The organism is Pseudomonas sp. LBUM1673, from assembly GCF_059695645.1.
Genome location: NZ_CP166780.1, coordinates 5,512,683 through 5,525,828, shown reverse-complemented (window position 1 = coordinate 5,525,828; position 13,146 = coordinate 5,512,683). Strand labels below are relative to the sequence as shown.

The 13,146-nt window shown below is 56.3% G+C and carries 12 protein-coding genes; 6 read left to right on the top strand and 6 right to left on the bottom strand.

Going from position 1 to position 13,146, the window contains the following annotated elements:
• Positions 1 to 129 precede the first annotated feature (129 nt).
• The 5 genes from ACA044_RS25300 to ACA044_RS25280 form a co-directional block, all read right to left on the bottom strand.
• Positions 130 to 1,125: an asparaginase gene (locus tag ACA044_RS25300; protein WP_497443781.1), complete on the bottom strand. Its 996-nt coding sequence runs from the start codon at positions 1,123 to 1,125 to the stop codon at positions 130 to 132.
• A gap of 78 nt (positions 1,126 to 1,203) precedes the next feature.
• Complete coding sequence (locus ACA044_RS25295; protein WP_497443780.1) at positions 1,204 to 2,412, bottom strand: hypothetical protein; 1,209 nt, start codon at positions 2,410 to 2,412, stop codon at positions 1,204 to 1,206.
• 16 nt (positions 2,413 to 2,428) lie between these two features.
• Positions 2,429 to 3,316 (bottom strand): nitrilase family protein, encoded by an 888-nt coding sequence (locus tag ACA044_RS25290; protein ID WP_497447306.1) that lies wholly within the window; start codon positions 3,314 to 3,316, stop codon positions 2,429 to 2,431.
• A gap of 200 nt (positions 3,317 to 3,516) precedes the next feature.
• Entirely contained in the window at positions 3,517 to 5,466 is a 1,950-nt protein-coding gene (locus tag ACA044_RS25285; RefSeq protein ID WP_497447305.1) for a flavin monoamine oxidase family protein, read from the bottom strand.
• A gap of 278 nt (positions 5,467 to 5,744) precedes the next feature.
• Entirely contained in the window at positions 5,745 to 6,641 is an 897-nt protein-coding gene (locus ACA044_RS25280; RefSeq protein ID WP_493178585.1) for a helix-turn-helix domain-containing protein, read from the bottom strand.
• A gap of 244 nt (positions 6,642 to 6,885) precedes the next feature.
• Here ACA044_RS25280 and ACA044_RS25275 point away from each other — a divergent pair, with 244 nt between their 5' ends.
• Entirely contained in the window at positions 6,886 to 8,022 is a 1,137-nt protein-coding gene (locus ACA044_RS25275; protein WP_497443779.1) for an acyl-CoA dehydrogenase family protein, read from the top strand.
• Between the two features lie 134 nt (positions 8,023 to 8,156).
• Here ACA044_RS25275 and ACA044_RS25270 read toward each other — a convergent pair whose 3' ends face one another.
• The gene (locus ACA044_RS25270; RefSeq protein ID WP_497443778.1) at positions 8,157 to 9,197 is read right to left on the bottom strand and encodes an NADP(H)-dependent aldo-keto reductase; all 1,041 of its coding nucleotides are present in this window, start codon (positions 9,195 to 9,197) and stop codon (positions 8,157 to 8,159) included.
• Positions 9,198 to 9,442: 245 nt separating this feature from the next.
• On the opposite strand from ACA044_RS25270, the gene rplM reads away from it, so the two are divergent.
• The 5 genes from rplM (at position 9,443) to ACA044_RS25245 (ending at position 13,132) form a co-directional block, all read left to right on the top strand.
• Complete coding sequence (gene rplM, locus ACA044_RS25265; protein ID WP_007905295.1) at positions 9,443 to 9,871, top strand: 50S ribosomal protein L13; 429 nt, start codon at positions 9,443 to 9,445, stop codon at positions 9,869 to 9,871.
• A 14-nt stretch (positions 9,872 to 9,885) separates the two neighbouring features.
• Complete coding sequence (gene rpsI / locus ACA044_RS25260) at positions 9,886 to 10,278, top strand: 30S ribosomal protein S9 (protein ID WP_003205364.1); 393 nt, start codon at positions 9,886 to 9,888, stop codon at positions 10,276 to 10,278.
• 267 nt (positions 10,279 to 10,545) lie between these two features.
• The gene (gene petA / locus ACA044_RS25255; RefSeq protein ID WP_095192981.1) at positions 10,546 to 11,139 is read left to right on the top strand and encodes a ubiquinol-cytochrome c reductase iron-sulfur subunit; all 594 of its coding nucleotides are present in this window, start codon (positions 10,546 to 10,548) and stop codon (positions 11,137 to 11,139) included.
• Positions 11,139 to 12,350: a cytochrome b gene (locus tag ACA044_RS25250; protein WP_192345499.1), complete on the top strand. Its 1,212-nt coding sequence runs from the start codon at positions 11,139 to 11,141 to the stop codon at positions 12,348 to 12,350. The genes petA and ACA044_RS25250 overlap by 1 nt, the downstream gene beginning before the upstream one ends.
• A complete protein-coding gene (locus tag ACA044_RS25245) occupies positions 12,350 to 13,132 on the top strand; it encodes a cytochrome c1 (RefSeq protein ID WP_008004996.1) in 783 nt (260 codons plus the stop codon). Before ACA044_RS25250 ends, ACA044_RS25245 begins: the two co-directional genes overlap by 1 nt.
• Positions 13,133 to 13,146: the final 14 nt, after the last annotated feature.

Sequence of the window (13,146 nt, the reverse complement as noted above, 5' to 3'; positions counted from 1 at the left end):
TCGTGAAGAGGGGGTGTCAGTCGACATTAATGTTGCCTGGCTACCGCCTTCGCGAGCAAGCCCGCTCCCACAGGTTCCGCACCTTAACTGAGTGGCATTGCTGCATTGCAGGCCCTTTTTTTTAGTGCGTCAGTTTTGAAACCGGGTGTCCTCATTAAGGTAGTGCGCCAGCTTATCTTGTCGCTGGCAGCCGGCGAGCAGCCAAAGCAGTATCCTGGCTTTGCGTGGACAGATAAATCCGGCCATCGAAGCACCTTTGCGGATCAGGTCCATCTCGCTGCCGATAAAACCGTAGGAAGATTGCGCGGTGGAGCCAGAACCGGTCCGGGTCGCGATGATGACGGGAATGTTCTCTGCGATTTTTTCCACGACGTCAGCCCAACATTCTGAGATGTGTCCTGCGCCGAACGCAGAGATCACCAGTCCGTCGTAGCCCAGTTCGAGGATGTTTTCCAATAACAGGGTGTCAGCAGAAAGCGACGCTTCCAGCAGAGCAATCTTTTGTGTGGTCTGTTGTGGCAAGGGTAAAACCCTCCGTTGGGCCGGCTGGCGTAGATAGCGGACGGTTTCTTCTACCAGCATGCCCGCAGGACCAAAGATGGGAGAGGAAAACGCCTGCAACGCCAATGAATCGGTCTTGCGGACGACGCTCGCGGTGTGAATCTGCCCGTTCATCACCACTTGAACGCCTCGCTGACGGCTGCTTTCAGCCAATACGACTCTGCATGCATCCAACAGATTCGCCGGCCCCTCGGCCCCTGCCTGGGCTGCCGAGCGCATGGCGCCGGTCAGCACCAACGGTTCGTCGTGGTCCCACAAGTAGTCGAAAAATGTGGCGGTTTCTTCGAGGGTGTCCGTGCCCTGAGTGATGACAACACCCACTGCACCTTGCTTGATTTGAAAATTCGCCCAGGAAAGGACACTCAGCAGGAACTCGAAATCCAGTGAGGCACTTGGCAACAATCCGAGCGTTTCAACGGTGACCCATGCCAGAGTCGTCAGCTCCGGTACGGAGGTCAGCAGGGTTTCGCCGCTGACGGTCGGGATCACCCCTTCGTCGGCGTTCCTGGCTTGCATGCTCACGGTGCCGCCGAGCGCCGCGATGGCGAGTTTGGGCAGGTCCATGTGATACCTCGCTTGCTTGTGATGAGGAGTGGCTGTATCCGGAGTTGAGTCCGTGATACAGCTCAATGGTGGCCTTCGTCAGTTGGCTATCAGCAGCCCGATAAACGGAATGATCAGCAACGTACTGATGGCCATGGCCAATACATTGCCTATGAAGCCATGCATGTCGGCCGGCAACCGCTTGGCAATCGCGCATGCCAGCGGTGGCGCAATCAGTGCCCCCAGCAGTGCGCTCGAGGCTATGACCTGCCAACTGCCGCCGTACGTCAGAACTGCTGCCGGCACGACTGACACCAACGGAACGTAGGTGGGATACCAACCGCGCAATATCCATTGTCGACGCCAGATCACTACCCCTAGTGCCGAGGTCAACGCCTGCGCGGCGATCAGTTGTGGCAGCAAGCCTGTGCCGTACACCGGGCTCGTCGGGTTCAAGGTGTAAGCCAGAAAGGCGCCCGCTATCAAGCCGAGGCTGGCCCATTCATTGCCAAAGAACGGCGCTTCCGAAAAGTCGGCCAAAATCCGGCGCAGGCTCCAGAAGACGCCATAGTCAGGTGTCTTGGTGATGGCGGGTGCGGGCGCAGGGGCGGATGGCTTTTCGGATGGCTCCGGCTTCACCAAGCTCGGCAGATAACGGCAGAGGAGAAAAGCGACAACGCTGGCGACGGCCATGCCCGAGACATTGCCGATTACGGCTGGCAAGCCCAGTGGATTGCAGATGTAGTTGACGATCAGCAAACACATGGGAGTGACGAACACGGCGCCCATGATCGCGCCGTTGATCGTGACCTTCCAGCCGCCGCCAAACATCAGCACCATCGCCGCCGGCAACGAAACAAAGGCTGCAAATGTGGGTTGCCAACTAGTGGCTGTGACCGTCCAGCCCCACAGCAGGTTACTCAGTAGCAGTCCAAGCAATGAGCTGGTGACGAGCCATGGCCATAATCCGCTGCCGTAGCAAATGGTAAAGCCTTGCCAGGCTTTTCCCGTTCGATTCGCCCAGTAGGCCAGATAGGCTCCAGCCAGAAGCCCGATCGAAGCGAACTCGTGTTTGTAGAACGCAACCTCGCTGATGTCCCCCAGCACCCAGCGCAACCAGGCACTTGGCTCCGGGAGGCTCGATACCATGTGACTGTAGTCTGGCCAATAGGCTGACCAGGATGAACGGTAGGTGAATGAAAGCCAGATGATCAACAGTGTCGTGCCGAGCATCAGCCAGATAACCGCAATATCCAGCGGCGACCTGGCAGCAAGCCGGTTTTGCGATTTTTCGTTTGTGGTGTCCATCAGTCATACCCCCCGATCAGCGCGGCAGACAAGGGTGCTGGGTGTAACCGAGCATTTGATCGTAAAGATCAGCTCGACGATCGCGGTGCAAATCGTTCAAGTTGTTCCAGATGGGCGCGCTGCGCGAGCTGGTCAGGTCGATATCGGCAAACAGGATTTCCTGCTTGTCTGCCGAAGCCACTGCGCCAATCGGCCAGCCGTTGGTGCCCGCGATCAGCGAGCAGCCCAGGTAGCGTGCACCTCGCTCTTCACCGATCCGGCTCGCCGCCGCAATAAACACATTGTTGACGTGAGCAGCTGTCATCGTCAGGTACGACGCCATGCACTTGCCGGCGTCATCGAACAGGGGCGGCGGGGTCCAGACCCAGTTGTTCAGGCTGCAAATGATGTCCGCGCCTTGCTGGCTCAGAATGCGCGGTACTTCCGGAAACCAGATATCCCAGCAGATCAACAAGCCAATACGGCCTATCGGGGTGTCGAAAACCGGGAAGCCCAGATCTCCCGGCGTGAACCATAATTTCTCCAGATTCCATAAATGAGCTTTTCGATACTTGCCGATAAAACCGTCAGGCCCGACCAGAACGCCAGTGTTGAACAGGCGCATGCCGTCACGCTCTGTCAAACCGGCGACCAGATAGACCTGGTGCTGGCGGGCGAAGTCCATCCAGCTTTGCACGCTCGGCCCGCCGGGAACTGCCTCCGAATGCTCGAACGCATCCTGCCGGTTACTGAAGAAATAACCTGTACTTGAAAGCTCAGGCAGGACGATGAGATTCGCTCCGCCATTTGCCGCTTCCAGAGCCAGCTCCAGGCTACGACGCAGATTTGTTTCACGATTTTCCATGCCGACTTGTGGATCGAATTGCACGACTGCTACACGAACAGGACTTGTTGGCTCGCTCATTTCCGATGACCTCTTTTTATTGTTATTCACGCTGGTTAATTGCGGATTTATAAGAGTCGAATCGGCGCGAGGGTGTAAGTCAGCTACTTCCGTTTAGGTTGTAGTCCGTATCCCAAGATGAATGAGCGAGGCGCTTGGTGGGAGGGAGGCGTAGGTAGAGCCAGTGCACGTCGTACCTGGCTCCAGGGCGGGGAAGGTGATCAGGTTCCGACTTTATAGTGCGGATAGTCGCTCATGGAAAAACCGCCATGGAAGGTTGCGGCGGTTTTGTTGCAGATATGAATGACCGCATCGACGGCGCCCCGAAAGCAAGGCTCCGTCCAGCCGGCGTCGACTGAAAATGACTCCCCGGAAAAATACAGACCTGAAACATGCGCGAAGTCCCGGTTGTACTTCATCAGGCCGACGGCATCGTAGTAGGTGCCTGGCCGGTATAGCTTTGCACAACCCAGCGCATTTTTATCGGTTATCCAGCGTTGGACCACGGCTTGATCAAGACCGATGTAGGGAGAAATCCTCTCCTGGATATTGGTGGAGTTCAGAAGGATCCGGTCCAGCTCTTTGGCGCATTTTCTCACCAGTTCCTTGTCCGTGAATGAGGCGAGTTTGGTGGCGTCATCCTCCCATGTGTAACTTAAAAGGATGCAGTCATAATTGTAGTGATCGTTGTAGCGGTAGGTGTAGACGTCGTGGATGAAGCTGTCAGTGACGATGGCTTGGGGAATTTTGCTGTTTTTTGAGAGGAAGGGTTTTTTTAACGGTGCGAAGACTTTGCAACTGGTTTCCCAGTGCGCCGTTTTATAGGCATTGATCGTCTCGAAAGGCAGCATCTGCGGTGTGAAGTTTTCAAGCTTGATGCGAGTTTCAATCAGCCAGGAGGGAAGGGTCATGATGACCGAATCAAAGTCATCGAAGCACTCCTGGGTTTGCTCGGGTTGGCTGTGACTCGGGTTGAAGTAGACGCGTGTTTTCTGGTTGGTCAGTTTTTTGAGTTTTGTAACGGATGCGTCCATGAGCAAACCGTTGTTTCTTTCCCGGCAGTGTTCGTAGAAGGACTTTCCGGTGTCTTCGGCTTTCATGAACAGCAGGCATTCGTCCAGCGCGGCGAGACCGATGTAGCGAGGCTTGTCGAAACTCCGCCCGGTCGAGTCGAAAACGAATCCGCTGTGCAGGTGAGGCGAGGAGGCTAACGGATCGCCAGATGAGTCCACTCGGCCATGGATCAATTGCAACTGGCTGCTGAACCCGAAAATGGCAGTGCGTAGGGGATAAAGCGAACAGACATCGTAAAAGGCCCCCCAGCTACCATCACCGATGCCAATGGCATAGAAGATCGCGGACTCCTCTGTGGACATCCCCATACCGCCAAAATCCCCCGGTGAGCGCTCATCCCAGGCTTGCACGGTGGGCATGCTGACCAGATCGCGAAACGAAACGCTCTCGTATTTTTCGACGATAGCGGCCCACATGGCTTCCCATTCCGCACTGGCGTAAACCTCGGCGACGTGCCGGGTCATGCGATCGGCAAAGGCTTTCCACTTGGCATACACCTTTTGCAGCTCCTCGCCGGGAGGCGGTGTCTGGCCATCTTCATTTTTCCAGATCAGCATCTGTGGAGTCGGTCCACCGCCCATGCTGCCTTCTCGCAGATAGATTCCGGTCGAAGTAACCCATTGGCTTCCGGGATTGGCAAAATCTGAAAACGACAAATCAAACGCCTTGGCGTAGTAAGCCATCAGCGACCGGCCCTCTGTCGGTGGCTCATCCGCCCGGTTGAAGAAGGGCATGCGCATGGCTCCCATTTCAAACGGTGTATGGCTCATCGGGGAGTGCCGGCTTCCAGGAATCGTCAGGTGCCTGCCACCTATACGTCTGGATTGTTCGATGAGGGTGATGTGGGTGAACCCGCAACGATGAAGTTCTCTGGCGGCCGTCAGTCCGGTGACACCGGCGCCGATGATACAAATTTTATGTTGCGGGTCAGTTGCCTTGGCGATGCCGTTTTCCTGTTCAACCAGTGCTCGATAGTCGAAGCAAAGGTCTGGTGGGTTTGGAAAGCGAGTCGCCCATTTGTTTGTAGCCGAACGTTTTGTTCGAACGGCATCCTTGGTAACGGATGACGGGTAGTTGTAGCTTGATCCGATGGTCATTGAATCTTCCCTGACGTTGTATGCAGGGAAAGATTTTGAAGTTTTTAAGGGGGTGCGTATGTGGGCTGAATCGGGTGCGCTGGCGTTCTGCATTCCGCTTTTTACGTAGGAAAATACATCGCGAAAAAAACCTGCATTTACTGGCCTTTTTTCTGCACCGAAGATCCCTTGTTGGAGCGGGCTTGCTCGCGAAAGCTGTCTGACATTCAACATTGATGTCGACTGATGCACCGCTTTCGCGAGCAAGCCCGCTCCCACATTGGATTTGTGTTTAGCCCTTAAGCCGCTTGCTGAAACTGCTGCCGATACTGGTTCGGCGATAACTCCGTGTGCTGGCGGAACAGTCGGGCGAAAAAGCTCGCGTCGTCGTAGCCGACTTCATAACTGATGGTTTTGATGCTCTTTCGGCTGCCGGACAACAAGCCCTTGGCTGTTTCGATGCGCAGTCGTTGCAGGTAATGCAGCGGTTTGTCGCCAGTGGCGGTCTGGAAGCGGCGCATGAAGTTGCGGATGCTCATGCCGTGTTCGCGGGCCACGTCTTCAAAGCGGAATTTGTCGGCGAAGTGTTCTTCGAGCCAGTGCTGGATCTGCAGGATGATCACGTCCTGATGCAGTTTCTGCCCGCCGAAACCGATCCGTCCCGGCGCATAGCTGCGCTGCACTTCGTAGAGAATGTCGCGGGCCACGGCCTGGGCCACGTTGGCACCGCAAAAGCGCTCGATCAGGTAAATATAGAGGTCGCAGGCTGAGGTGGTGCCACCGGCGCAATACAGATTGTCGGCGTCGGTCAGGTGCTTGTCCTGATTGAGCTGAACCTGCGGGAAGCGTTCAGCGAAGGCATTGAAAAATCGCCAGTAGGTGGTCGCTTCCTTGCCATTGAGCAGCCCTGCTTCAGCGAGCCAGAACACTCCCGTGGCCTCGCCGCACAGCACCGCTCCGCGGGCATGTTGCTCGCGCAGCCATGGCAGGACCTGTGGATAACGTTTGCAGAGCGTATCGAAATCGTCCCAGAAAGCGGGGAGGATGATGACGTCGGCATTTTCCAGGCCGCCGTCCACCGGCATGATCACATCGCTGAAGCTGTTCACCGGTTTGCCGTCGGGGCTGACCAGCCGGGTTTCAAACGCCGGTGTCAGGCCGTGGCCCAGTTGTTTGCCATAGCGCAGGCTGGCCAGATGGAAAAAATCCTTGGCTTGCATGAGAGTGGAAGCGAAAACCCGGTCGATAGCCAGGATACTGACGCGCCGCAAGGGCTTGGAGACTTGGTTAGACATAATTCGACTTTATTCTTATAGGGGAAAGTGGTCACCAGACGGCTGGATCGTCTTATTTTTTGTCGGATGTGTCCAGTGTCCTGTATCGGAAGCGAGGCTTAGTCTCTGAAGGTCAATTCCGTTTAACGATAACGACAGGTGCCGCATGATCCCCAGAACCTTGTTCAGCTCCGAGCACGAACTTTTTCGCGACAGCGTGCGAACGTTCCTCGAAAAAGAGGCCGTGCCGTTCCATGGGCAATGGGAAAAACAAGGCTACATCGACCGCAAACTCTGGAACAAGGCGGGGGAGGCGGGGATGCTCTGTTCGCATCTGCCGGAAGAATACGGCGGGCTGGGGGCAGACTTTCTCTACAGCGCGGTGGTGATCGAAGAGATCGGCCGTCTGGGGTTGACCGGTATCGGTTTTTCTCTTCATTCGGACATTGTTGCGCCTTACATCCTGCATTACGGCAGCGAAGCGCTGAAACACAAATACCTGCCCAAACTGGTGTCTGGCGAGATGGTCACCGCGATTGCCATGACCGAGCCGGGTGCCGGCTCTGATCTGCAAGGGGTGAAAACCACCGCCGTGCTGGATGGCGACGAGTACGTGATCAATGGTTCGAAAACCTTCATCACCAACGGTTTTCTGGCTGACCTGGTGATCGTCGTGGCCAAGACTGATCCGAAGGCAGGGGCCAAGGGCACCAGTCTGTTTCTGGTAGAGGCCAACACGCCGGGCTTCGCCAAGGGCAAGCGTCTGGAAAAGGTCGGCATGAAGGCCCAGGACACGTCGGAACTGTTCTTCCAGGACGTTCGGGTGCCGAAGGAAAACCTGCTGGGCCAAGCCGGGATGGGCTTCGCTTACCTGATGCAGGAACTGCCGCAGGAGCGTCTGACGGTCGCGGTGGGTGGCTTGGCGTCGGCCGAAGCGGCGTTGCAATGGACGCTGGATTACACCCGTGAACGCAAGGCTTTCGGCAAGGCCATCGCCGACTTCCAGAACACCCGCTTCAAACTCGCTGAAATGGCGACCGAGATCCAGATCGGCCGGGTCTTCGTCGATCGCTGTCTGGAACTGCATCTGCAAGGCAAGCTCGACGTGCCGACAGCGGCGATGGCCAAGTACTGGGGCACTGACCTGCAATGCAAGGTGCTCGACGAGTGCGTGCAATTGCATGGCGGTTACGGGTTCATGTGGGAATACCCGATCGCTCGGGCGTGGGCAGATGCGCGGGTGCAGCGGATTTATGCCGGGACCAATGAAATCATGAAGGAGATTGTTGCGCGGTCGCTTTGATGGTGTGGTGAATTCGAGATCGCCTTCGCGAGCAAACCCGCTCCCGCAGTTGTTCTGTGTCGATGCCCATATTTGTGATCGACACAGACCCCATGTGGGAGCGGGCTTGCTCGCGAAGGCTTTTCACCTATCAATCAAGGTGCAGGGTTCGGGTGATCCTTGTGAATCGCCTCAATCCCCTCAAGCACTTCATCCGACAGCTTCAAATCGAAGCTGGCAATGTTGCTGTCCAGTTGCTCAAGCGTGGTGGCACCGATGATGTTGCTGGTGACGAACGGTTGCTGCGTGACGAACGCCAGTGCCATCTGCGCCGGATCCAGGCCGTGTTCACGGGCCAGTGCTACATAGCGGCTGCACGCCGCTTCCGATTGCGGGTTGAAATAGCGGCTGAAGCGGCTGTAGAGGCTCAGGCGGCCTTTGGGTGGGCGCGCGCCACCTTCGTATTTGCCCGACAGGAAGCCGAACGCCAGCGGCGAGTAGGCGAGCAGGCCACACTGTTCGCGGATGGCAATTTCCGCCAGGCCGACTTCGAAGCTGCGATTGAGCAGGTTGTAGGGGTTCTGGATCGACACGGCGCGCGGCCAGCCACGGGCCTCGGCGAGGGCGAGGAAACGCATGGTGCCCCATGGGGTTTCGTTGGACAGGCCGATGTGGCGGATCTTGCCGGCCTTGACCTGCTCGTCCAGCGCTTCGAGGGTGTCTTCCAGCGGGGTGAGGTTGACTTCGCTCTTGTGCTTGTAGCCCAGTTGACCGAAGAAATTGGTGCTGCGTTCCGGCCAGTGCAATTGATAGAGGTCGATGTAGTCGGTCTGCAAGCGCTTGAGGCTCGCATCCACGGCCTGGACGATGTGCTCGCGATTGTGCTTGAGGTAATTGTCACGGATGTAGTCGATGGTGTTGCCGGGGCCGGCGATCTTGCTCGCGAGAATCCAGTCAGCGCGATCACCACGGCTTTTGAAGTAATTGCCGATGTAGCGCTCGGTGGTGGCGTAGGTTTCGGCCTTGGGCGGCACCGGGTACATCTCGGCGGTGTCGATGAAATTGATCCCGGCGCTCTTGGCCCGTTCGATCTGGGCAAAGGCCTCAGCCTCGCTGTTTTGCTCGCCCCAGGTCATGGTGCCGAGGCAGATTGCACTCACGTTCAGATCGGTACGGCCTAGCTGGCGATAGTCCATCGGGTGCTCCTTGGGCAAAACAATCATAAAAGCAGGTTGAAATATTTTTCGCAATCTGCATAATTGCGCACCTCTTTCTGCAGTGGAAGTGATGCGCCGCCGCCGAAGAATCTTGCCGTTGAACGGACGCGCCGACCCGAGCCCCCGAAAGCGTCTGTATCCGGCTGCCTTTGACTTGTCAAAGTACGCACTATTCAGTAAGATCCGCCGTCTAATTTACAGGGCGGCCCCTGAGGCTATAAAGAATGAAAACTTTTACTGCTAAACCGGAAACAGTACAGCGCGACTGGTTTGTCGTCGACGCTGCAGGTCAGACCCTGGGTCGTCTGGCCACCGAAATCGCGAGCCGTCTGCGTGGCAAGCATAAAGCTGAGTACACTCCTCACGTTGACACCGGCGATTACATCGTCGTTATCAATGCCGAGCAGATTCGTGTAACCGGTGCTAAAACCACCGACAAAATCTACTACTCCCACTCCGGTTTCCCGGGCGGCATCAAGTCGATCAACTTCGAAAAGCTGATCGCTAAAGCCCCTGAGCGCGTGATCGAGACCGCGGTCAAAGGCATGCTGCCTAAGAACCCGCTGGGTCGCGACATGTATCGTAAGCTGAAAGTCTATGCGGGCGCTGTACACCCTCATACTGCTCAGCAGCCCCAAGAACTGAAGTTTTAACGGAATAGTTCATTATGTCGGCGACTCAAAATTACGGCACTGGCCGTCGCAAGACCGCAACCGCACGCGTTTTCCTGCGTCCGGGCACTGGTAACATCTCCATCAACAACCGTTCGCTGGATAATTTCTTCGGCCGCGAAACTGCCCGCATGGTAGTTCGTCAGCCGTTGGAATTGACTGAGACTGTCGAGAAGTTCGACATCTACGTCACCGTGATCGGTGGTGGTGTAAGTGGTCAGGCTGGCGCAATCCGCCACGGTATCACTCGCGCTCTGATGGACTACGACGAAACTCTGCGCGGTGCTCTGCGCAAAGCCGGCTTCGTAACCCGCGATGCACGTGAAGTTGAACGTAAGAAAGTCGGTCTGCGTAAAGCGCGTAAGCGTCCGCAGTACTCGAAGCGTTAATTCGCTTTCACGTTCAAAAAGAACGCCCAGTTTCCTCGCGAAGCTGGGCGTTTTTTTATGGGCGAAATTTATCAAGGAATTGCGCTGTGACAACTTGCCACATTCGCAGAGGCCCTATACTGCAAGGCTTGGCAGTGGAGCTCCTCGGTAATTACCTTGTCAGAATTGGGGCTTTTCATTACCATTCGGCAAAATTTTTATAAGTTCAGATTTTTACTTAGTAGACGCCTGATTTAACAGGCCACAAAGCTGATGGGAGAGGACTGAATGAGCAATGACGGCGTGAATGCAGGCCGGCGTCGCTTCTTGGTAGCAGCCACATCCGTGGTGGGTGCTGCAGGAGCGGTGGGGGCTGCGGTCCCGTTCGTGGGGTCATGGTTTCCCAGTGCCAAGGCGAAAGCTGCAGGTGCACCGGTGAAAGTGAATGTCAGCAAGATCGAGCCAGGTCAGCAAATGATTGCTGAATGGCGCGGCCAGCCGGTGTTCATCGTCCGCCGTACCGAGGAAATCCTGGGGAATCTGAAAAAGATCGAGGGCCAGCTGTCTGACCCCACCTCCAAGAACTCGACGCAACCGACCTATGTCGACCCGGAAACGCGCTCGATCAAGCCAGAAGTTCTGCTGCTGATCGGTATCTGCACACACCTGGGTTGCTCACCGACCTTCCGTCCGGAAGTGGCTCCTGCAGATCTGGGCAAGGATTGGGTAGGTGGTTATTTCTGCCCTTGCCACGGTTCCCACTACGATTTGGCTGGCCGCGTCTACAAGTCGCAACCCGCGCCTTTGAACCTGCCAGTTCCCCCGCATTCCTATGAGACCGATGAGATCATTATCATTGGCGTCGATACGGAGAAAGCGTGATGAGCAAGTTCATGGATTGGGTTGATGCACGCTTCCCCGCAACCAAAATGTGGGAAGACCATCTCAGCAAGTACTACGCTCCGAAGAACTTCAACTTCTTCTATTTCTTTGGCTCCCTGGCACTGCTCGTTCTGGTCAACCAGATCGTTACCGGTGTCTGGCTGACCATGAGCTACACCCCGTCGGCGGAAGAGGCGTTTGCTTCCGTTGAGGGCATCATGCGTGATGTCAATCACGGCTCAATCTTGCGTCTGCTGCACGCTGTCGGCGCGTCGATGTTTTTCATCGTGGTCTATCTGCACATGTTCCGTGGCCTGCTTTACGGTTCATACCAGAAACCGCGTGAGCTGGTGTGGGTCTTCGGCATGCTGATTTACCTGGCGCTGATGGCTGAAGCCTTCATGGGATACCTGCTGCCGTGGGGCCAGATGTCCTACTGGGGCGCCCAGGTGATCATCTCGCTGTTTGGTGCGATTCCCGTCATCGGTAACGACCTGACCCAGTGGATCCGTGGTGACTACCTGATTTCCGGTATTACCCTGAACCGCTTCTTCGCCTTGCATGTGGTTGCCCTGCCGATCGTGATCCTCGGTCTGGTGGTGGTGCACATTCTGGCGCTGCACGAAGTCGGTTCGAACAATCCGGATGGCGTCGACATCAAGAAGCACAAAGACGAAAACGGCGTACCACTGGACGGCATTGCTTTCCACCCGTACTACACCGTGAAAGATATCGTCGGCGTGGTGGTATTCCTGTTCATCTTCTGCTCGATCGTATTCTTCTTCCCGGAAATGGGCGGCTACTTCCTCGAGAAGCCGAACTTTGAAGTGGCAAACGCCTTCAAGACCCCTGAGCACATCGCTCCGGTCTGGTACTTCACACCGTTCTACGCGATTCTGCGGGCAGTTCCGGACAAGCTCCTGGGCGTTATCGCCATGGGTGCAGCCATCGCTGTGCTGTTCGTCCTGCCATGGCTGGATCGCAGCCCGGTGAAGTCGATGCGCTACAAGGGCTGGCTGAGCAAGATCTGGCTCTGGGTGTTCTGCATCTCGTTCGTGATCCTGGGTGTGTTGGGTGTTCTGGCTCCAACTCCAGGCCGTACATTGCTGTCGCAGGTATGTACCTTCCTGTACTTCGCCTACTTCATTCTGATGCCGTTCTACACCAGGCTCGAGAAGACCAAACCGGTTCCGGAAAGGGTGACTGGCTGATGAAAAAGCTATTTGCTGTACTGATTCTTGCGGCGATGCCTGTTCTGTCCTTCGCGGCCGAACACGGTGGTCCTGAGCTTGAGAAGGTCGACATCGACGTTTCCGACAAGGCTGCCATGCAGGATGGCGCACGTACGTTCGCCAACTATTGCATGGGCTGCCACAGCGCCAAGTTCCAGCGCTATGAGCGTGTCGCCGATGACCTGGGCATTCCTCATGAGCTGATGCTCGAGAAGCTGGTGTTCACCGGTGCCAAGATCGGTGATCACATGAACATCGGCATGCAGCCGGCTGACGCCAAAACCTGGTTCGGTGCGGCGCCGCCCGACCTGACACTGGTGGCTCGTGTTCGTGGTACCGACTGGCTCTATGGCTACCTGCGCTCGTTCTATGAAGACCCGTCGCGTCCTTGGGGCGTGAACAACAAGGTGTTCCCGAACGTCGGCATGCCTAACGTTCTGGTCGGCCTGCAGGGTCGTCAGGTGGTAGGCTGTAAACAAGTTCAAATCGTCGAAGACGGCAAGAAGCAATACGATCCACTGACCGGCACCGCTTTGACCCATGAAGCCTGCGATCAACTGACTGTATTGCCGAAAACCGGCACGCTGAACGAAGAGCAGTTCGACGAGAAGGTCAAGAATCTGGTGACCTTCCTGGCCTACTCGGCCAACCCGGTGAAGCTGCAGCATCAGCGCATCGGTACCTATGTGTTGCTGTACCTGGCGTTCTTCTTCGTATTCGCTTATTTGCTCAAGCGTGAGTACTGGAAAGACGTTCACTGATGAAGTTGTAAAAA